The organism is Campylobacter concisus, from assembly GCF_003049065.1.
Taxonomy (GTDB): Bacteria; Campylobacterota; Campylobacteria; order Campylobacterales; family Campylobacteraceae; genus Campylobacter_A; species Campylobacter_A concisus_BE.
In genome coordinates, this window is record NZ_PISC01000001.1 from 130,347 (window position 1) to 150,545 (window position 20,199).

At 42.0% G+C, this 20,199-nt stretch carries 19 protein-coding genes; 18 read left to right on the top strand and 1 reads right to left on the bottom strand.

The genetic code is table 11. From position 1 onward, the window contains the following. Positions 1 to 13: 13 nt before the first annotated feature. The 16 genes from ileS to CVS81_RS10160 all read left to right on the top strand — a co-directional run bounded on the left by ileS (position 14) and on the right by CVS81_RS10160 (position 16,530). Positions 14 to 2,770: an isoleucine--tRNA ligase gene (gene ileS, locus CVS81_RS00650; RefSeq protein WP_107964751.1), complete on the top strand. Its 2,757-nt coding sequence runs from the start codon at positions 14 to 16 to the stop codon at positions 2,768 to 2,770. A gap of 99 nt (positions 2,771 to 2,869) precedes the next feature. Continuing rightward, positions 2,870 to 4,228, top strand: a complete 1,359-nt coding sequence (gene gatA / locus CVS81_RS00655) for an Asp-tRNA(Asn)/Glu-tRNA(Gln) amidotransferase subunit GatA (RefSeq protein WP_107964752.1) — start codon at positions 2,870 to 2,872, stop codon at positions 4,226 to 4,228. A gap of 4 nt (positions 4,229 to 4,232) precedes the next feature. Then, on the top strand, positions 4,233 to 5,681 hold the full coding sequence (gene guaB, locus CVS81_RS00660) for an IMP dehydrogenase (protein ID WP_107964753.1): 1,449 nt from the start codon (positions 4,233 to 4,235) through the stop codon (positions 5,679 to 5,681). Beyond that, the gene (gene metX, locus CVS81_RS00665; RefSeq protein WP_004317679.1) at positions 5,681 to 6,787 is read left to right on the top strand and encodes a homoserine O-acetyltransferase MetX; all 1,107 of its coding nucleotides are present in this window, start codon (positions 5,681 to 5,683) and stop codon (positions 6,785 to 6,787) included. The genes guaB and metX overlap by 1 nt, the downstream gene beginning before the upstream one ends. A gap of 3 nt (positions 6,788 to 6,790) precedes the next feature. After that, positions 6,791 to 6,982 carry an exodeoxyribonuclease VII small subunit gene (gene xseB / locus CVS81_RS00670; RefSeq protein WP_004317712.1) on the top strand — a complete coding sequence of 64 codons (192 nt, stop codon included), beginning with the start codon at positions 6,791 to 6,793 and terminating at the stop codon, positions 6,980 to 6,982. Beyond that, the gene (locus tag CVS81_RS00675) at positions 6,975 to 7,769 is read left to right on the top strand and encodes a carbon-nitrogen hydrolase family protein (protein ID WP_021092110.1); all 795 of its coding nucleotides are present in this window, start codon (positions 6,975 to 6,977) and stop codon (positions 7,767 to 7,769) included. Before xseB ends, CVS81_RS00675 begins: the two co-directional genes overlap by 8 nt. After that, entirely contained in the window at positions 7,766 to 8,326 is a 561-nt protein-coding gene (locus tag CVS81_RS00680) for a DNA-3-methyladenine glycosylase I (protein ID WP_107964754.1), read from the top strand. Before CVS81_RS00675 ends, CVS81_RS00680 begins: the two co-directional genes overlap by 4 nt. Positions 8,327 to 8,329: 3 nt before the next feature. Next, positions 8,330 to 8,683 carry an MmcQ/YjbR family DNA-binding protein gene (locus CVS81_RS00685; RefSeq protein ID WP_107964755.1) on the top strand — a complete coding sequence of 118 codons (354 nt, stop codon included), beginning with the start codon at positions 8,330 to 8,332 and terminating at the stop codon, positions 8,681 to 8,683. An 86-nt stretch (positions 8,684 to 8,769) separates the two neighbouring features. Next, positions 8,770 to 10,077: a UDP-N-acetylmuramate--L-alanine ligase gene (gene murC / locus CVS81_RS00690; protein ID WP_107964884.1), complete on the top strand. Its 1,308-nt coding sequence runs from the start codon at positions 8,770 to 8,772 to the stop codon at positions 10,075 to 10,077. After that, a complete protein-coding gene (locus tag CVS81_RS00695) occupies positions 10,077 to 10,394 on the top strand; it encodes a hypothetical protein (protein WP_107964756.1) in 318 nt (105 codons plus the stop codon). The genes murC and CVS81_RS00695 overlap by 1 nt, the downstream gene beginning before the upstream one ends. Continuing rightward, positions 10,388 to 10,732: a hypothetical protein gene (locus tag CVS81_RS00700; RefSeq protein ID WP_107964757.1), complete on the top strand. Its 345-nt coding sequence runs from the start codon at positions 10,388 to 10,390 to the stop codon at positions 10,730 to 10,732. Before CVS81_RS00695 ends, CVS81_RS00700 begins: the two co-directional genes overlap by 7 nt. After that, on the top strand, positions 10,729 to 12,933 hold the full coding sequence (locus CVS81_RS00705) for an endonuclease MutS2 (RefSeq protein WP_107964758.1): 2,205 nt from the start codon (positions 10,729 to 10,731) through the stop codon (positions 12,931 to 12,933). The genes CVS81_RS00700 and CVS81_RS00705 overlap by 4 nt, the downstream gene beginning before the upstream one ends. A gap of 96 nt (positions 12,934 to 13,029) precedes the next feature. Continuing rightward, on the top strand, positions 13,030 to 14,940 hold the full coding sequence (locus CVS81_RS00710) for an EAL domain-containing protein (RefSeq protein WP_107964759.1): 1,911 nt from the start codon (positions 13,030 to 13,032) through the stop codon (positions 14,938 to 14,940). Further along, on the top strand, positions 14,940 to 16,031 hold the full coding sequence (dapE, locus tag CVS81_RS00715; RefSeq protein WP_107964760.1) for a succinyl-diaminopimelate desuccinylase: 1,092 nt from the start codon (positions 14,940 to 14,942) through the stop codon (positions 16,029 to 16,031). The genes CVS81_RS00710 and dapE overlap by 1 nt, the downstream gene beginning before the upstream one ends. Positions 16,032 to 16,110: 79 nt before the next feature. Beyond that, complete coding sequence (locus CVS81_RS10155) at positions 16,111 to 16,338, top strand: hypothetical protein (protein WP_234399496.1); 228 nt, start codon at positions 16,111 to 16,113, stop codon at positions 16,336 to 16,338. Continuing rightward, positions 16,339 to 16,530 (top strand): hypothetical protein, encoded by a 192-nt coding sequence (locus CVS81_RS10160; RefSeq protein WP_052292722.1) that lies wholly within the window; start codon positions 16,339 to 16,341, stop codon positions 16,528 to 16,530. Positions 16,531 to 16,616: 86 nt separating this feature from the next. On the opposite strand, the gene CVS81_RS00725 is transcribed toward CVS81_RS10160, so the two are convergent. After that, the gene (locus CVS81_RS00725; RefSeq protein WP_021084537.1) at positions 16,617 to 17,447 is read right to left on the bottom strand and encodes a peptidylprolyl isomerase; all 831 of its coding nucleotides are present in this window, start codon (positions 17,445 to 17,447) and stop codon (positions 16,617 to 16,619) included. Positions 17,448 to 17,517: 70 nt separating this feature from the next. Here CVS81_RS00725 and gltX point away from each other — a divergent pair, with 70 nt between their 5' ends. Next, entirely contained in the window at positions 17,518 to 18,897 is a 1,380-nt protein-coding gene (gltX, locus tag CVS81_RS00730) for a glutamate--tRNA ligase (protein WP_107964761.1), read from the top strand. Then, on the top strand, positions 18,894 to 20,147 hold the full coding sequence (locus CVS81_RS00735) for a malic enzyme-like NAD(P)-binding protein (protein ID WP_107964762.1): 1,254 nt from the start codon (positions 18,894 to 18,896) through the stop codon (positions 20,145 to 20,147). The genes gltX and CVS81_RS00735 overlap by 4 nt, the downstream gene beginning before the upstream one ends. Positions 20,148 to 20,199: the final 52 nt, after the last annotated feature.

A 20,199-nucleotide genomic window follows, 5' to 3' on the forward strand; every position in this document is an offset into this window, starting at 1 on the left:
ATCAAGGTAAAAAATGGACTACAAAGAGACACTTTTACTCCCAGAGACAAATTTCCCGATGCGCGGAAATCTCCCACAAAATGAACCACAAAGACTAAAATCATGGTACGAAGAGCGCAAGGTTTATGAAAAAATGAAGAAAAACCGCCAAAATGCGGCTAAAAGCTTCAACATTCACGACGGCCCTCCGTATGCAAACGGCCACCTACACATCGGCCACGCGTTAAATAAAATTTTAAAAGATATCATCACAAAAACGCACTATTTTTACGGCGAAAACGTCCGTTACGTGCCAGGCTGGGACTGCCATGGTTTACCTATCGAGCAGCAAGTAGAAGTTAAGCTTGGCGATAAGAAAAAAGAGCTTAACAAGGTTGAGATCAGGGAGCTTTGCAGGCAGCACGCGAGAGAATTTATAGATATCCAGCGTGACGAGTTTAAAACTCTTGGCATCATCGGCGACTTTGAAAATCCATACATGACGATGAAATTCGAGTTTGAGGCTGACATCTACAAAGCACTTTGCGAGATCGCTAAAAAGGGCCTTTTGATAGAAAGAAGCAAGCCAGTTTATTGGAGCTGGGCGGCTAGATCGGCGCTAGCTGAAGCTGAGGTCGAGTACGAGGAGAAAGAGGACTACTCTATTTACGTAGCGTTTGAGCTTGATGGCGACGCGCTAGAAAAGCTTGGCGTAAAAGAGGCAAGCGCTGTCATCTGGACGACCACGCCTTGGACACTTCCAGCAAATCAAGCCATAAGCCTAAAACCAGATGAAATTTATGTGCTAACAGCTGAAAATTTGATATTTGCAAAGCCGCTACTTGAAAGCGTTGTAGAGAGCGGCCTAAGCAAAGGCGAGATCAAAAAAGAGTTTAAATCAAGCCTACTTGAAAATACCCACGCGATAAATCCGCTAAACGGCAGAAAGTCTAAATTTTTACTGGGCGATCACGTTATGATGGATGGGGGTACTGGACTTGTTCATACAGCTCCAGGACACGGCGAGGACGACTACTACGTCTGTTTGAAATATGGCTTTAGTGAAATTTTGATGCCAGTTGATGATGGTGGCTGCTACGATGAGAGCATAAAACATCACGGACTATTTAGAAGTGACGTGGTAGATGAGTTTGTCGGTATGCACATCTTTAAAGCAAATGAGAAAATTTTAGAGCTACTTGGCAAAAGCTTGCTTAGCGTCTCTAAATTTAGACACTCTTATCCATTTTGCTGGAGAACGCACAAGCCTGTCATTTATAGAGCTACAAAGCAGTGGTTTATCGCTATGGACGAGGCTAAACTAGGTGGCAAAACGCTTAGACAAACAGCGCTAAAAGAGCTTGAAAAGGTTAAATTTTACCCAAGCGTAGGCATAAAAAGAATAGGCTCGATGATAGAAAATCGCCCAGACTGGTGCATCTCTCGTCAGCGTGACTGGGGCGTGCCTATCGCGTTTTTCAGAGATAAAGCGACAAAAGAAGTTATATTTGATAGTGAAATTTTAGACCACATCGTGGCTATCTTTAAAGAAAAAGGCGCTGATGCGTGGTGGGCGCTAAGCATAGACGAGCTTTTGCCAAAGGGCACAAAATACAAGGCTGAAAATTTAGAAAAAGTGATGGACATCCTTGACGTTTGGTTTGATAGCGGCTCGACGTGGCATGCGGTCTTGCAAAGCGACAACTACGACGCTGGCAAATACCCCGCAAGCATGTATCTAGAGGGCTCAGACCAGCACCGCGGCTGGTTTCAAAGCTCGCTTCTAGTAAGCACAGCTATAAATTCTCACGCACCTTATGAGAGCATCCTAACTCACGGCTTTACTGTCGATGCTAAGGGCGAAAAGATGAGTAAGAGCAAGGGCAACGTCATCGCTCCACAAGATGTGGCTAAGACGCACGGCGTGGAAATTTTACGCCTTTGGGTTGGCATGAGTGATTACTCAAGTGACCTAAAAATAAGCGAAGATATATTAAAACAAATCAGCGAGCAATACCGCAAAATCCGCAACACTATACGCTTTTTACTAGCAAACGTAAATGACCTTGAGAGCTTAAATACAGAGTTTAACATCCTTGATAAGTGGATACTAGCACGCGCTAAAAAGGTCTTTGACGAGGCGAGCGCTTGCTTTAGAAACTACGACTTTTCAAAGGGCTTTAACATCCTTTTAAATTTCCTTTCAGCCGATCTTAGCGGCGTATATCTTGACGTTTGCAAAGATAGACTTTACTGCGACGCAAAAGACGCCCCAAGAAGAAGATCAGCCCAAAGCGCGATGGCTATCATCACAAAGGCACTTTTGCCACTCATCGCTCCAACGCTTACTTACACCGTTGATGAGGTGATGGACTACGCTCCAAAGATCATAAAAGGCGACGCAAAAGACGCGTTTGATCTAGTCTATGAGCCAATTAAATTTGATCTTAGCTTTGAAGATGAGCTGCTTTTTGCCAGCAGGGAGAAATTTAACGAGATCGTGGATGTTCTTAAAAAAGAGAAAAAGATAAAATCAACCCTAGAGCTAAGTCTAGAGACCACAAACCACAACATCACAAACTACGACGAGCGCGAAGTGGCCGATCTTTACATGGTAAGCTCAGTTAAAGCTTATGATGATAGCGAGCCATTAGCTGAGTTTGAGCTTGAGGGTGATAAATTTAAGATCATAGCAAGCAACCTTCACAAATGCCCAAGATGCTGGAAATTTAACGCTAGCAAAGAAGATGCACTATGCCCAAGATGTGAAGAGGTCATAAGTGCTAAGTGAGCCAGTAAGCGCAACTATCATAATAGCAACGATCGCTGCGGTGGTCGTTGTTAGCTTGTTTGGCATATTTTTGGTTAATAAATTTAAAGGATAAAAATAGTGGTAACTTTAAAAGAAGCTTTGAAATTTTCAGCTGAAGAGATAAAAAATTTAAGAGCCGAGCTTGAGGCGAAGATCATAAAAGAAAAAGAGCTTGGCGCTTATGTCGAGCAGCTAGCAAATTTAGAGATCGCAAAACTAGGCGAGGGCGTGCCTATCGCTATAAAAGATAACATCCAAGTAAAAGGCTGGAACGTCACGTGCGCTTCTAAAATTTTACAAGGCTACGTAGCACCATATAATGCAACCGTCATTGAGAAGCTACTTGGCAAAAATTTAGCTCCATTTGGCCGTACAAATATGGACGAATTTGCGATGGGGAGCACGACTGAGAGCTCATTTTACGGCAAAACACTAAACCCACTAAATCACGCTCACGTCCCAGGTGGCAGTAGCGGTGGCTCAGCAGCAGCAGTCGCAGCTGGCCTTGCAGTAGCCGCACTTGGTAGCGATACTGGTGGCTCGATCCGCCAACCAGCGGCATTTTGCGGATGTGTGGGACTTAAGCCAACTTATGGCAGAGTGAGCAGATATGGCCTTGGCGCCTACTCAAGCAGCCTTGATCAAATAGGACCTATCGCGCAAAACGTAGAAGACGCAGCCATTTTATATGATGCGATCGCTGGACATGACCCAAAAGATAGCACGAGCGCAGATGTGCCGTTTGTGAGCGTTAGCGATAAGATAGATGGTAGCAAAAAACTAAAAATTTGCGTTGTCAAAAACTACGTAGAAAACGCAAGCGAGCAGACAAAAGCTGCTTTAAATTTAGCTATAGAAAAGCTAAAATCACACGGACACAGCGTAACTTACACATATTTTGAAGACTCAAAATATGACGTTGCTGCCTACTACATCATAGCAACCGCAGAGGCAAGCGCAAATTTAAGCCGCTACGATGGCGTTAGATATGGCAGACGCGCAGATGCTAAAAATTTAAAAGAGCTATATGTAAATTCACGCTCAGAAGGCTTTGGCGAAGAGGTAAAAAGGAGAATTTTGCTTGGTACATTTGTGCTAAGTAGCGGATACTACGATGCTTACTACATAAAAGCGCAAAAAGCAAGAGCGCATATAAAAGCTCAGTACGAGAAAATTTTAGAAGAAAATGATCTCATCTTCATGCCAGTTGCTCCAAGCACAGCTTATAAATTTGGAGCACACAGCGATCCGCTTCAAGCCTATCTAAGCGACATTTACACGATCAGCGTAAATTTAGCAGGCCTGCCAGCTATCTCTGTGCCAGTTGGCAAAGATGATCAAAATTTAAACGTGAGCGCCCAGCTCATTGCAAAAGCGTGGGACGAACAGACCTTGATAAATGGTGCTAAGAGCCTAGAAAATTTAATAAAAGGATAAAAATATGAAGATAGTAAAGAGAGCTTTAACATTTGAGGATGTGCTTCTTGTACCGCAATACTCTGAAATTTTGCCAAAGCAAGTTGATGTAAAAACCAGGATCAGCAAAAACGTCACGCTAAACATCCCGATCGTCTCTGCTGCGATGGATACGGTGACTGAGCATAGAACTGCTATCATGATGGCAAGGCTCGGCGGTATCGGCGTTATCCACAAAAATATGGACGTCGAAAGCCAAGCAAAAGAGGTCAAACGCGTTAAAAAAAGCGAAAGTGGCGTCATCATCGATCCTATCTTTATAAATCCAGAAGCAACCGTGGCTGAAGCTCTAAGCCTTATGTCAGATCTTCATATTTCAGGCGTTCCAGTCATCGACAAAGACCGCAAACTAATAGGAATTTTAACAAACCGCGATTTGAGATTTGAGACAAATATGAGCACTTTGGTAAAAGACCGTATGACAAAAGCACCACTTATCACTGCGCCAAAGGGCTGCACGCTTGATGATGCGGAGAAAATTTTCTCTCAAAATAGAGTTGAGAAGCTACCTATCGTCGATAAAGACGGCAGGCTTGACGGCCTTATCACCATAAAAGATCTAAAAAAACGCAAAGAGTATCCAAATGCAAATAAAGACAGCTACGGCAGACTTCGCGTGGCTGCAGCTATCGGCGTGGGTCAGATAGAGCGCGCTAAAGCGCTAGTTGATGCTGGCGTAGATGTCATCGTCATCGACTCAGCTCACGGCCACTCAAAGGGCATCATCGATACTTTAAAAGAGGTAAAAGCAAATTTTAAAGTCGATGTCATAGCTGGCAATATCGCAAACCCAGCAGCCGTAAAAGACCTAGCAGAAGCAGGTGCTGACGGCATAAAAGTGGGCATTGGACCAGGATCTATTTGTACCACAAGGATCGTTGCTGGCGTTGGCGTGCCTCAAATTTCAGCGATTGACGACTGCGCAAGCGAAGCAGCAAAATATGGTATCCCAGTTATCGCTGACGGCGGTTTAAAATATTCAGGCGACGTGGCAAAAGCCCTTGCAGCAGGGGCAGCTTGCGTTATGGCTGGTAGCTTACTTGCAGGTTGTGAGGAGAGCCCAGGCGAGCTTATAACATTCCAAGGTCGCCAGTACAAAGTATATCGCGGCATGGGCTCAATAGGCGCTATGACAAAGGGCAGCTCGGATCGCTACTTCCAAGAAGGCACCGCTCAAGACAAGCTGGTGCCTGAAGGCATCGAAGGCCGTGTGCCATTTGCTGGAAGCATAAAAGATGTGATACATCAGCTAATAGGTGGCCTAAGAAGCGCTATGGGCTATGTTGGCGCAAAAGATATCCCAACTCTTCAAGAAAGAGCTGAATTTGTCGAGATAACAAGCGCAGGACTAAAAGAGAGCCACGTCCACGACGTAGTTATCACTCACGAGGCACCAAACTACAAAGTTAATTAGTGTTAGACCTGCAAACTAGAACTATTAAATTTAACGAGCCACTCTATCTTGAGAGTGGCCGTATGCTATCAAATTTCAAGCTTATTTATGAGACTTACGGCACGCTAAATGCTGATAAAAGCAACGTTATCGTGATCTGTCACGCTCTAACTGGCTCGCACCACGCTGCTGGTACATACGCAGGCGATGAGAAAGCTGGCTGGTGGGACGGGCTAATAGGCAGCAAAAAGGCGGTCGATACCGATAAATTTTACGTTATTTGTGTAAATATCTTAGGCTCGTGCTTTGGCTCGACTTCGCCGCTAAGCGTTGATCGAAGTAGCGGCAAAGAGTATAGGCTAAATTTCCCAGTCCTTGCCATAAGTGACGTGGTAAAGGCGCAGATGAGGCTATTTAGCGAGCTTGGCATCACAAGGGCAAGAGCTGTGATAGGCGGCAGTCTTGGCGGTATGCAGGCACTTTGCTACGCTATCGAGTTTCCAGAATTTGCGCAAGATATCATAATGCTTGCAAGCACCTATCAGACTAAGCCTTGGGCGATAGCGTTTAATAAAATCGCCATCGAAGCCATTTTAAACGATGAAAATTTCAAAAACGGCGAATACGACGCAGAATTTATAAGAAAAAACGGGCTAAAAGGTATGGCTTATGGCAGGATGGCAGGGCACATCAGCTTCTTAAGCCCTGATAGCATGGATAAAAAATTTGGACGAAGCTACGTCGAAACTGACGGTCTTTACGATCTTTTTGGGCATTTTCAGGTCGATCGCTATATGGAGTATAACGGCTACAACTTCCCAAAGAGGTTTGACCCGCTAAGCTACCTATATATCGTAAAAATGATGAATATCTTTGACTGCACAAGGCACTACGATAGCCTAAAAGACGCCCTTGCGCCGATCAAAGCAAATTTGCATCTAATCGCTTTCAAAGGCGATCTACTCTTTCCGCCAAGCTGCATGAGAGAAATTTATGACGCACTTTGCGAGATGGGCAGAGGCGCAAAGACAAATTTTGTTGAGATAGATAGCAACTACGGCCACGACGCCTTTTTGGTCGAGATAGAAAAATTTGATGGATATATAAAAAATATATTAAAAGGATAGAAAATGGAGCAAAAAGAGCAAAGTTTTGAAGAGAAATTAGCCCTAGCTGATAAAATTTTAAACGATCTAAACAAAGATGATGTGAGCTTAGAAAACAGCATAAAGCTGCACGAGCAGGGCAAAAAGCTCTTAAATGAAGCAAGAGAAATTTTAGAAAACGCAAAACTTAGCATAAAGCAGGTGGATGATGAGTAAAATTTGCGCCCTTCAGCTACCAACGCAGCCTTTAAGCGAGGCGAGGCTTGATTATTACCTTAAAATTTGCGCGGACGAAAACGCAAGGCTGGTTGTCCTTGGCGAATACGTGCTAAATAGCTTCTTTAAAGAGCTTGCCACCATGCCAAAAAGCCTCATAAAAGAGCAGAGCGAGCGCAAAAAAGAGGCACTATTTGCGATGGCAAAAAAGTATGATCTAAACATCATCGCACCTATCATAAATTTAAAAGGCAAGGAGATATTTAAAAGCCTAGCTAAATTTAGCCAAACTCAAGTAAAGCTATACGACCAGCAAATTCTCATGCCTTATGCGCACTGGAACGAGGCAAAATTTTTTAGCAACGCAAGCGAAGAGCTAAATTTACCCATCTTTACATACGATAAATTTAAAGTTGGCGTCATGTTTGGCTTCGAGGCGCATTTTGACGTGTGCTGGGCCTATATGAGCGCTAAAAAGGTCGATATCGTGCTTGTGCCAACGGCTTGCACATTTTTTTCGCAGGCGCGCTGGGAGGAGCTTTTAAAGGTTAGAGCCTTTACAAACAATGTCTATGTGCTCCGCGTAAATCGCGTGGGGAGCCATAAGAGCGAGGACGAGCAGTGGAGTTTTTATGGCGACTCGATGCTCATTAGCCCATTTGGCGAGGTTAAGAACAGGCTTGGCAAAAATGAAGAGATGATGATCGATGAGCTTAGCAAAAAGGAGCTTAGCGAGGCTAGAAGCACTTGGGGCTTTATGCAGATAGAGGCTAAATTTAAAAGATGAAGCGCTGCGCCTGGGCCAAAAAGAGCGAGTTTAGCAGGAGCTATCACGACTGTGAGTGGGGCAGGGCGGTCAAAGATGATAAGAAATTTTTTGAAATGCTCATTTTAGAGGGCTTTCAAGCTGGCCTTAGCTGGGACTACGTGCTAAGAAAAAGAGCTGGGCTTGCTCAAATTTTAGACGGCTTTGATGCAAAAAAGATTGCACTTTATGATGAAAATAAGCTTCAAAGCCTTTTAAGCGACGATAGAGCGATCAAAAACCGCCTTAAAATTTACTCCTTACCAAAAAATGCCAAGGCTTTTTTAGAGCTTTGCGCTGAGTTTGGCTCGTTTTATAACTACATCTATAAATTTACAAATGGCAAGCGCGTGATAAATGACATAAAAAGCGCTAAGGACATGCCAACAAGTAGCGAACTCTCAGAGCGCATCTCAAAAGATATGAAAAAGCGTGGCTTTAAATTTGTAGGTGCTGTGATCATCTACTCGTTTTTACAAGGCGTTGGCCTCATAGATGATCACGAAAATGAGTGCTTTTGTAAAGGCATTTCGGAGTGAAATTTGAAACGAAGTGAGATTGAAAAATATATAAAAGAGAAATTTGACATTTTAGGGGAGCAAATTTTTCCAAAATATCCAAAATTTAGTGTCTTTCGTCACAAGAAAAATAAGAAGTGGTTTGCGCTGCTTATGCAGCTAAGCGCTAGTAAGCTTGGCCTTGAAAGTGACGAGATGATCGAGGTTTTAAATCTAAAATGTAGCCCAGATCTAGCCATGGTGCTAGTTGATGAGTGGCAAATTTTTAAAGCATATCACATGAATAAAAAGCACTGGATAAGCGTAAATTTAAACTCCAAAATCTCACAAAAAACAGTTTTTGACCTGATAGATGAAAGCTTTAGCTTAAGCAAATAAAAGCCATTTTTCAGCCTTAAATTTAGTAGTTTTTGTTAAAATCACGAAAAACTTAAGGATAAAATTTGCAAGAGCTAAACAACGAGATCAAAAAAGTCCATTTCATAGGCATCGGCGGCATCGGCATCTCAGCCATCGCTAGATTTTTACACGAAAAAGGCCACAAGATAAGCGGCAGCGACATCAAAGAGAGCAAGACGACGCTTGAACTTCAAAGTGAAGGCATCGAGGTCATCACGCCACACTGCAAAGAGGCGATAAAAGACCAAGACTTTGTAGTCTACTCAGCTGCGATAAAAGAAGATAACATCGAGCTAGTGGAGGCCAGAAGAAAGGGCATAAAGTGCTTTTCAAGAAAAGAAATTTTGCCCTATGTGCTTGAAGATAAGTGCGTCTTTGCAGTAGCTGGCGCGCACGGCAAGAGTACGACTTCAGCGATGCTAGCAAGCCTCATTGAGGGCTCAGTCATCATCGGCGCCATCTCAAAGCAGTTTGGCTCAAATATGCGCTACGCCAAAAGCGACAACGTCGTATTTGAGGCCGATGAGAGCGACTCAAGCTTTCTAAACTCAAACCCATATCTAGCCATCGTCACAAATGCAGAGCCAGAGCACATGGAGCACTACGACTACGATCTAGCTAAATTTTACGCAGCCTACAAGGGCTTTTTGGAGCGCGCGAAAGTTAGAGTGATAAACGCTGAGGACGAGTTTTTAAGCACGCTTAAGCTTGATGCGATCAGACTTTACCCAAGCAGTGATATCACTGAGCTTACGATGGTGGTAAGAGACTATCAGCCATACACTAGCTTTAACCTTAAAAATTTAGGCAAATTTGAAGCTTTTGGCATGGGCGAGCACATCGCCATAGACGCATCTTTGGCTATCCTTGCTGCGATGCACGAGACGCCGCTTAAAGATATCAGAGAAAATTTACTAAATTTTAAAGGCATCAAAAAGCGTTTTGACATACTTAGCGCAAACAAAAATTTCGTCCTAATAGACGACTACGCGCACCATCCAACCGAGATAAAAGCGACGCTAAAATCAGTCTTTGAATACGCCAAAATTTTAGGTATTAAGAGCGTCACAGCGATATTTCAGCCACACCGCTACACAAGACTTAGCACAAATTTACCTGGCTTTAAAGAGTGCTTTAAGGGCGTTGATGAGCTTGTTATCTTGCCAGTTTATGCAGCTGGAGAAAATCCTATCGAAGTTGATATGAAGGGCGAATTTAGCGAGTATAACCCGATCTTTACAGACAAGGTCGAGAGGGTTGAAGAGGGGATTGAATTTACAGATGAATTTGGCGTGAAAAATCGCCTAAGTGATGGCATCGTAGTTGGCTTTGGAGCGGGCGATATCAGCGTGCAGCTAAGAGGCGGATATTAATGGATCTAAGCAATTTCAAGCCTCAAGATGAAAATGAAATTTTAAAAGAGATAAAAGAAAAAGAGCTTAGCGAAGAAGAAATTTCAAGCCTTATAAATTTAGGCAAAAAAGATATCTTGATAGCCATTGCAAGGTCGCAAAAGCTAAGTAGCACCCAGATAAAAGAGATGCTGCCAAATGCCCCCTATCTTGCCGTTTGCTTGCTGGTTGAAAAGCAAGATATCAGCGAGGTTAGGGCTGAAATTTTAGAAAAGATCAAGCCTCATCCTGAGCTTTACAAGGAGCTCATCGCAAAATATAAAGGCGTGAAATGGTAAGAAATTTGATAATAATCGCCGGCGTGATGCTACTTTTTGGAGCGATCTGGGCGATAAAAGATGAAAAGATCAGCAAAAGCATAAAAGCGCTCGTTAGCGCGGTGCTTGTAGTGATCCTTGTTTGCGTCTATTTTTACGAGCAAAATTTATCAAAAAACGAGGACACTATCTCAAAGCTAGTTAGCGATTTTAAACAAGGCAAAACACTAAAATGTGGCGAATACAACGTGAGCGCTGAGAAATTTAACTACGAATTTGGCACGGCGTCATTTTTACCAAAGCGAGAATTTAGTGATCTCTCAGGCGTCATCGTGCCTATAAAAAGTTGTGAGCAATGACTGAAGAGATATTTTTAAAGCTAGATCTAGGCGAGTATCTGGATAAATTTAACTCCTTTTTAGCAAGGCAAAAACCGCTATTTTTACAAGGCGACAGCAAGATCCACTTTGAAAACATTAACGAGCTTTCAAAGTATGATTTTAAGGCGCCTGACGAGATAAAAGAGCTTGATGACGCGCTTATGAGACTTAGCAAGCAAGCAGTGCTTCACATCAGTGAAATTTACGAGTTTGCAAAGATTATTAAGTATTTTTCATATCTAAAAAAGCAAAAATTTGAAGGTAGGCTTGGCGAGTGGATCGCAAAGGTTGAAATCCCTGAAGCGATGAGCCAGATGGCAAACAGCTTTGATGAAAACGGCGAGTTTAGCGACAGCGTGGATGAGAGATTTGCTGCGATAAAGCAGGCATTTAGCGAGAAAAAGCGCCAGATCGACGCTGAGCTTAAAAAGCTCATCTACTCAAAACACATCACGCCCTATCTGGTCGATACCCAAACGCACTACATCAACTCGCAAGAGGCACTTTTGGTGCGTGGCGGCTTTAATCACGCCCTAAAAGGCACCGTGATCGCTAGAAGCTCAGGCGGCTACTTTTACGTCGCACCTGCAAGCACAGAGCGCCTAAAAAAGGAGCAAAGCGAGCTACTTGATAGAAAAGAGGAGATCATTTTTGAGCACTGCAAGAAATTTAGCCTGCATATGAGCAAGAGCCTGCTCTTTTTGAAATTTATAAATAACGCTTTTGATCAGTTTGACGCATATCAGGCTCGAGTAAATTTGGCTAGATCGCGTGACTATGAGTTTGTTTTGCCAAATAGCTCGCACGTTATAAAGCTTGAGAAATTTGCCCATCCAGCGCTAAAAAACCCAAAGAGCGTGAGTGTGGATTTTAGTAAAAAGGTACTTTTGATAACCGGCGTAAATGCTGGCGGTAAGTCGATGCTTTTAAAATCAATCATCTCAGCCACGCTGCTTGCAAAGTATCTGCTGCCTATGCGTATCGACGCAAACCGCTCAAGCATCGGCTCTTTTAAAGAATTTGACGCGATCATAGAAGATCCGCAAAGCGTGAAAAACGACATCTCGACCTTTGCTGGCAGGATGGTGCATTTTGCAAGGCTTTTTACTAAAAAATCGATCATCATCGGTATCGACGAGATCGAGCTTGGCACCGATTTTGAGGAGGCTGCGAGCTTGTATGGCGTCATGATAGAGCGTCTCATCACTCAAGATATCAAAATGATCATCACGACTCACCACAAGCGCCTTGCGATGTTGCTAGCTAAGAATCCAGAGGTTGAGCTAGTGGCGGCACTTTACGACGAGGCAGCTCAAAGGCCTAAATTTGAGTTTTTAAAGGGCACGATCGGCAAGTCTTACGCCTTTGAAACGGCGGCAAGATATGGCATATCTCAAAATTTAGTGGCGCAGGCAAAGAAAATTTATGGCGAAGATAAAGAGAATTTAAACGAGATCATCACAAAGACGCTAAATTTACAAACCAAGCTTGATGAGGGGATAAAAGAGGTCACGGCAAAAGAGGAGCGTCTGGAGCGCTTGCTTGAGGAGCAAAAAGAGCTAAAAGAGAAAAATGAGATCAGGCTAAATGCGACTATTTCGCGCCTTGAAAAAGAGTATTATGAAGCGATAAATGCGGCAAAAGCTGTTATAAATTTTAAGGATATAAAAGACAAGCAAAGGGCGCTAAACGTGGCAAATGAGAAAAAAGCTGCTATCGTTAAGCCTAAAAAAACTGAGCGTGAGAGCCTAAAAGTAGGCGATAGAGTGAAGTATGAAAATATCAAAGGCACGGTTTTAAGTATCTCTAAAAATGACGCGATGATCGAGTCAAATGGCATAAATTTGCGCGTGCCACTCGAGCTTTTAAGAAAAAATGGCAACGAAGTAGTCTTGCCTAAAAAAGGTGGCGTAAGTTTAAGCGTAGATAAGCCAAAAACGGCCTCGCTCTCGCTTGATCTGCACGGCATGAGAGCTGACGAGGCGATAGCTAAGCTTGATAAATTTATCTCAGATAGTCTTGTTATGGGATTTGATGAGGTTAGTGTATTTCACGGTATCGGCACTGGCAAGCTTGCCTTTGCTGTTAAAAATTTCTTAAAAGAGCATCCAAGCGTGAAAGAATTTCACGATGCACCGGCAAATCAAGGCGGATATGGTGCAAAGATCGTTAAGCTTTGAGCTAAATTTTTAATTAAAAAATGAAAGAAAATTTTTATTTAGCTTGGATATAATCCAGTAGAAAAATTTAAATTTAAGAAAGGAAGTTTAAACTTTATGCCAGGTGACGAATCGCAAAAAAAGCACTTTAGTATGGTTAAAACTGTCACTTTGGTCGTGGTTTTGCTTTTTGCATTTTTCTTAACTGAAAATTTAATCGTCTATTCGTATAAATACAATAACGCGCTCTCTACAAACAACTTTGGCCTCAAAAAAAAGACCGAGTATCTAACATATCAATATGTAAATTATCTTAAAAATATAAGTAAATTTAATATTATAGATTTTCAAAATTATATAACCGATAACGCTTTTGGCGAAGTCTTTTTGCTAAAAGAAAATGGCAAAAATGGCTTTAAGATAGAGGCGTCTTCAGAAACTAGCCTCGTAAATAAAGACTACGAAGACAAGAGCTGTGGTGACATCTACTCGCATGATTTTCAAAAGGATTATTTCAAGGCTGAAATTTTGCCAGAAAATAGCGCCAAAGTATGTATGTTTGTTGCCGTAAATGACTATATTTTAGGCTTTAAAGCGCATATCGATCAAAGGATAACTGGCACTAGCGACCCATTTTATTTTCAGTGGCTGATAAAAAATATGACTGTCACTTTGATCTTAAGCTCGATTGGTCTATTTTTAGGGCTTGCGGTCTGTCTTTGGTTTGTATTTAAGTATCTAAACATCAAATTTGACTATCTAAAAGTAAAAGAAGAGAGCACTACTAAGATCGCCCAGCTACAAGAGAAGCTATATATCGATCCGATGACTGGGCTTTTTAACAAGGCAGCGCTCATAAAAGATGTGAGCGAGTATAAATATCCAAAAGTGATACTTATGGATATAGATGATTTTGGCAAGATGAACGACTACTATGGCAAATACGTTTGCGACCAGATACTAAAACAGATGGCAAATCTCATCAAAGAATTTGCCAAAAATGAGAATATGAAGGCTTATTGTATAGAGGCGGACAGATTTGCTTTGGTCGAAGATAATAACGACTTTATCGACAGATACGAGGAGCTAGCTGAAAATTTACTAGATATCTTTAAAGGCAGGATGCTTAGCATAAAAGATGAAAATGGCGCAGAGGTCGATGATATAGAAATTCACAACACCATAGGCTTTGCGCTTGATAGCGACCAGACTTTAAGAAAGGCAACCATCGCGCTGAAATCAGCTAAGACGCTTGATAAAGACTATGTTTGCTACTTTAAAGGGCTAAGTCAAAAAGATGAATACGCAAATCAGATCGAGCGCTCAAAGCTGATCCAAAACGCTACGATAAACGACAACATCGTGCCGTATTTTCAGCCGATATTTGACGAGAAAAAGATCCCTATAAAATATGAATGCTTAATAAGAATTTTAGACCGCGACGATGTCATCTCACCAAGCGTATTTTTGGATATCTCAAAGCGTATCAAGCGCTATGCAGACCTTGAAAAGCAGCTCATTAAAAAGTGCTTTGAGCACCTCATTGAAGATCCAAATTTGGTTCTTTCTATAAATTTAAGCAGCCGAGATATGATAGATGGCGACGTCTCTGCGCTGGTTTTAAATTTGCTAAACAAGCACAATGTCGCTGGCAGGATAGTTTTTGAGATAGTTGAAGACGAGGAGCTAAAGAGTGCTGAGCGCGTCTCAGTCTTTATCGAGCGAGCAAAGAGCATGGGCGCTATGATAGCGATCGACGACTTTGGCTCTGGCTACTCAAACTTCTCTTACATCATAAAGATCAAGCCAGACTACGTGAAGATCGATGGCTCTATCATCAAAGATATCGATATCAATAAAGACTCATACGCCATCGCAAGCGCGATCGTGGCATTTGCAAAGGATCTTGGCATAAAAACGATCGCAGAGTATGTTCATTCTAAAGAAATCTTTAACGTCTGTAAGGAGATAGGCATCGACGAATTCCAAGGATTTTACTTGGGAATTCCTTCTAAAAAGGCGTTTTAGTGGTAGTTGGCTTTTTAAAAGAGCTTTTAAGCTTTCGCTCTATCACGCCAGATGATGCAGGCAGTTTGGAGTTTATCGCTAAATTTTTACCTGATTTTGAGGCTAAATTTATAGAAAAAAATGGCACAAAAAATCTCATACTTTCTAAAATTTATGGAGACGGCGAGCATCTAGCTTTTGCAGGACACGTTGATGTCGTGCCTCCAGGAGATGGCTGGGAGAGCGAGCCATTTACACCACTAGAAAAAGATGGCTACATCTACGCAAGGGGCGCGCAGGATATGAAAAGTGGCGTGGCTGCCTTTGTTTGTGCTGCTAAAGATGCAAAATTTGATGGTAAGCTAAGTCTCATCTTAACAAGTGACGAAGAGGGCGATGGCACTTATGGCACGCCTTTAGCGCTTGAATATCTGCGTGAGATAGGGGATCTGCCCAAATTTTGCGTCGTGGCTGAGCCAACTTGTGATAAGAAATTTGGCGATAGTATAAAGGTTGGCAGACGTGGCTCGATAAATGGTAAGATCGTAATAAAGGGCGTTCAAGGACACGTGGCATACCCAGAAAAATGTGTAAATCCAGTAAATTTGATAGCTCCACTTTTAAGTAAGATAGCCGACCATGATATGGACGGGGGGAGCGAGTTTTTTAGCCCAAGCAAGATCGTGGTGACGGACATTCGTGGTGGCATGCAGGTTTGCAACGTCACGCCAAGTGAGCTTAGCATAATGTTTAACGTTAGAAACTCAAATTTAACCGATGTAAATGACGTTGAGAGCTATCTTAGAAGCGTTTTAGATGAGCTTAGTTACGAGCTTAGTATCAAACAAAGCTCGAAGAGATTTTTAACAAACAAAGATAGCAAGATCGTAAGAAATTTAATGGCATCTGTCACAAAGATCACCGGCGTTACGCCACTTTTAAATACAAAGGGTGGCACAAGTGATGCAAGGCACTTTGCTGAATTTGGCGTAGATGCGATAGAATTTGGCGTCATAAATGACCGCATACACGCCAAAAACGAACGAGTTAGCACCCTCGAAGTAAATAAACTTTATGAAGTTTTTAAAGACCTGATAGAAAATTTTCACTGATCTCTTTTTCATCAAATAGTTAAATTTAAACGCCACTTCTAGCATTTTTTAGAATAAATTTTCAAAAAACGGCTACGTTTTGCTTGAGAGCAAAACCAATGCAAAGGCGATAGGATTTTTGCCACTAATTATTGCTATTTTGCTTTTACTAGCACTTGTCTTTGGTCTAAAACTTGGCAAAAATGGTGCATTTATGCAAAGAAGTAAATTTTGCTCAGTGGGAGCTATCAGTAAAATTTTCGAGTGTGACTTTTCGATGTTTTATGGCGTCATCTCTATCATCGTCTGCGCAAGCATCACAAATTGAGTGCTAAATCAATACAAATTTGGCTTTGAAGCTCAGTTTTTTGTTTTAGGCATGGGAGCTGGAGCCGCTATAAGTCACAACTTTATCTTAGCAAGCTCAGGAGCTGGCATCACACCTTTTGCTCTTTATGCTGTAGCAACCCTTATATCTATGCTATCTATATTGGATTTTTCACTAAAAAAGCTTAAATAAATTTGGCTACTTTTGCAGGTTTTTGCTTATAAATTTTAAATTTAAATTTTAGAGAAATTTAGCCACCAAAGTGGCTAAATTTGAAGTTATCTTAGGATTTGAATTTTTGCTTTTGCGCGGAGTTTTTCGAAGTAATCACTCATTAATTTTTCTTGCTCGCCTTGGTAAAGCTCATTTATAACGTTATCTTTTACATCAGCAAAGCTTGGTGTGTATGAGCCGATCTTCTCTTTTACTAAAAACATATCAAAGCTATCAGGTCCTTGCAAAGGCTGTGTGTAGTCGCCGTTATTTGTGCTTGAGATGATCGCAGCAAGTCTTGGATCTATGCTTTGATAGTCCAAACTCACCTCTTGCGTTTGCACGCCGTCTAGTAGCTTCGGACTTGTCTTTTGAGCTTCAAGCAGATCAGGGTCTTTTGCTCTATAAACTACGACTCTAGCGGTGCTAAAGACCTTAAATTTATCAGGATTAGCGTCAAAATACGCCTTTGCTTTTTGCTCATTTATATTTTTGCCAGCCTCAGCAGCTATGCTTTTATAAAGTTTTTCTTGAAGCATCTTGTGCTCTAGGTTGTTTTTAAAGTCCAAAAAGTCCATGCCTTGAGCTTGGATAGAGCTTCTAAACTGCGAATTTGTCATGCCATTTTGCTTTGCGATCGCCTCGATCCTGTCGTTTAGCTCAAAAGGCGTAACGCTTAAATTTAAGTTTTTTATCTGCGCATCTTCAAGCCTATCTCTGATAAGCAAATTTAAAGCGTCCTGCTCTGTTGTCTTTAGCTGTTCCTTCAAGCTATAAACCTCGTAAAGCGTGATAGGCTCGTTCTCTACGATAGCTGCGATGCCGTTTATCATCTGAGCTGAATATAAATTTAAGGCACTTAACACGCCAGCAGCCAAAAAGAGCAATTTTTTCATAATGAAACCTTTATTTAAGTATTTAGTAAATATAATTTTGGGCAATTATAACATAAAAATAAGGCACAAAATGATAGTTACTAGATTTGCTCCGTCGCCTACTGGATACCTACACATAGGCGGACTTAGGACAGCTCTTTATAATTATTTATACGCAAGAGCTAACAATGGAAAATTTCTGCTCCGCATCGAAGATACTGACTTAAAACGAAACTCAGAAGAAGCCACACAAGCCATAAAAGAGGCATTTGCTTGGTGCAAGCTAGATCACGACGGCGAAGTGACCTATCAGTCAAAGAGGTTTGACATTTATAAAGAATATGTTAAAAAGCTGCTTGATGAGGGCAAAGCCTACAAATGCTACATGAGCAAGGACGAGCTTGAAGAGCTTAGAGCTAGCCAAGAGGCAAGAAAAGAGCGCCCAAAATACGATAATAGATATAGAGATTTTACTGGCACGCCTCCAGCTGGTATCGAGCCAGTCATCCGTATAAAAGCCCCGCTTAGTGGCGAGATCGTCATACATGATGGCATAAAAGGCGAGGTTAAATTTAAGGTTGAAGATATCTTAGACGACTTCATCATCGCAAGAAGCGACGGCACACCGACATATAACTTCACAGTTGTGATAGACGATGCGCTAATGGGCGTAACTGACGTTATTCGCGGCGATGACCACCTCTCAAATACCCCAAAACAGATCGTTCTTTACGAGGCACTTGGCTTTAAGGTGCCAAAATTTTATCACGTCGCTATGATAAACGGTGAGGACGGCAAAAAGCTTAGCAAAAGGCATGGTGCGACTGACGTTATGGAGTATAAAAAAATGGGCTACTTGCCTGAAGCGCTCTTAAATTTTCTCGTTCGTCTTGGCTGGAGCCACGGCGATGATGAGATTTTTACTATCGAGGATATGCTTAAATACTTCAATCCAAACGATATCAACAAAAGTTCAAGCACCTACAACGCTCAAAAGCTTGACTGGCTAAATTCCCACTATATAAAAACTTTGCCTTATGAGAGGCTAGCGCACGATATGCTTGAATTTGGCGTGGATTTTAGGGCTTTGGCAAAGGGTGAGCTACTGCTAAATTCGCTTCGTGAGAGGTCAAAGACCTTGATCGAAATGGCAAATAGCGCAAATGCTATCATAAATGCTCCAAAAAGCTACGACGAGAAAGCTTGGGCTAAATTTATAAATGAAAATAGCAAAGAAATTTTGGCAAAATTTGCTCAAATTTTAGACCGTGACCTTGACGCTAAAGGCTATGAGGAGCTAACTAATAAATTTTTAGAGCAAAATGGCTTAAAACTAAAAGACCTAGCTCAGGCCCTAAGGATAGCGCTAACTGGCTCAAGCGTGAGCCCAAGTATATTTGAGGTGCTTGAAGTAGTAGGTAGCAACGAGATCAAAAACAGAATACAAAATTTATTAAAGGAAGAGAAATGACACATGTAACTAAAGAAGAGGCACTAAACTACCACATAGGCGGTAAGATCGAGATCAGGGTAAAGACACCTTGCGAGACTTCAAGAGACCTTTCAATGGCCTATACTCCGGGCGTTGCTGAGCCATGCCGTGAGATAAATGCAGACACTGAGCTAGCTTATAAATATACAAACAAGGCAAATTTAGTAGCTGTCATCACTGATGGCACGGCTGTTCTTGGACTTGGTGACATCGGTGCTATCGCTGGTAAGCCAGTTATGGAGGGCAAGGCGGTGCTATTTAAGAAATTTGCAAACGTTGATGCCTTTGACATCGAGCTAGATGAGCACGATCCTGATAAGATCGTTGAAATTTGCAAGGCTCTTGCTCCTACATTTGGCGGTATAAATTTAGAAGATATCCGCGCTCCAAAGTGCTTTGAGATCGAAAGAAAGCTTCAAGAAGCAGTCGATATCCCTGTAATGCACGACGATCAGCACGGCACAGCGATGATAACAAGCGCTGGCATTATAAATGCGATGGAAATTTCTGGCAAAGATATATCTAAGATAAAGATCGTAGTTAGCGGCGCTGGTGCAGCTGGCATCGCTTGCGCAAAGATGTATAAAGCACTTGGCGCAAAACACATCGTGATGATAGATAGCAAAGGCGTCATCCACTCAAAAAGAACAGACCTAACTCCAGAGAAGGTTGAATTTGCGCTTGAGACCGAGGATAGGACACTATCTGATGCAATGAAAGGCGCTGATATGTTTTTAGGTCTTTCTAAGCCTGGCGTTGTGACAAAAGAGATGGTTGCTTCAATGAACAAAGAGCCTATCATCTTTGCTTTGGCAAACCCAGTGCCTGAAATTTTCCCAGAGGACGTTGTAGCTGTAAGAGATGACGTTATGATGGGCACAGGCAGAAGCGACTATCCTAACCAAGTAAATAACGTTTTGGGCTTTCCATTTATCTTTAGAGGCGCGCTTGACGTTAGGGCTAAAAAGATCACTGAAAATATGAAAATGGCTGCAGCTAAAGCTCTTGCGCAGCTTGCAAAAGAGCCAGTGCCAGCTGAAGTTTTAAAAGCAAGTGGCGTTAGTGAGCTAAAATTTGGCAAAGAGTACATCATCCCAAAACCATTTGACAAGCGCGTACTAACAGCGGTCGCTCCAGCAGTTGCAAAAGCCGCAGTTGAAGATGGCGTAGCGAGAGTAAAAGATTTTGATGTTGAGGCTTACAAAGCCAAACTTGCAAAAGGTTTTTAATCAAATTTAGCCCAAATTTTGGGCTAAATTCTTCTCTTGGCATTTTGTAAAA

Excerpts from the sequence above, each read along its gene's own strand:
- ileS (WP_107964751.1), top strand. The coding sequence starts at position 14 with ATGGACTACAAAGAGACACTTTTACTCCCAGAGACAAATTTCCCGATG.
- guaB (WP_107964753.1), top strand. The coding sequence starts at position 4,233 with ATGAAGATAGTAAAGAGAGCTTTAACATTTGAGGATGTGCTTCTTGTA.
- xseB (WP_004317712.1), top strand. The coding sequence starts at position 6,791 with ATGGAGCAAAAAGAGCAAAGTTTTGAAGAGAAATTAGCCCTAGCTGAT.
- CVS81_RS00675 (WP_021092110.1), top strand. The coding sequence starts at position 6,975 with ATGAGTAAAATTTGCGCCCTTCAGCTACCAACGCAGCCTTTAAGCGAG.
- CVS81_RS00680 (WP_107964754.1), top strand. The coding sequence starts at position 7,766 with ATGAAGCGCTGCGCCTGGGCCAAAAAGAGCGAGTTTAGCAGGAGCTAT.
- CVS81_RS00695 (WP_107964756.1), top strand. The coding sequence starts at position 10,077 with ATGGATCTAAGCAATTTCAAGCCTCAAGATGAAAATGAAATTTTAAAA.
- CVS81_RS00700 (WP_107964757.1), top strand. The coding sequence starts at position 10,388 with ATGGTAAGAAATTTGATAATAATCGCCGGCGTGATGCTACTTTTTGGA.
- CVS81_RS00705 (WP_107964758.1), top strand. The coding sequence starts at position 10,729 with ATGACTGAAGAGATATTTTTAAAGCTAGATCTAGGCGAGTATCTGGAT.
- CVS81_RS00710 (WP_107964759.1), top strand. The coding sequence starts at position 13,030 with ATGCCAGGTGACGAATCGCAAAAAAAGCACTTTAGTATGGTTAAAACT.
- CVS81_RS00725 (WP_021084537.1), bottom strand. The coding sequence starts at position 17,447 with ATGAAAAAATTGCTCTTTTTGGCTGCTGGCGTGTTAAGTGCCTTAAAT.
- gltX (WP_107964761.1), top strand. The coding sequence starts at position 17,518 with ATGATAGTTACTAGATTTGCTCCGTCGCCTACTGGATACCTACACATA.
- CVS81_RS00735 (WP_107964762.1), top strand. The coding sequence starts at position 18,894 with ATGACACATGTAACTAAAGAAGAGGCACTAAACTACCACATAGGCGGT.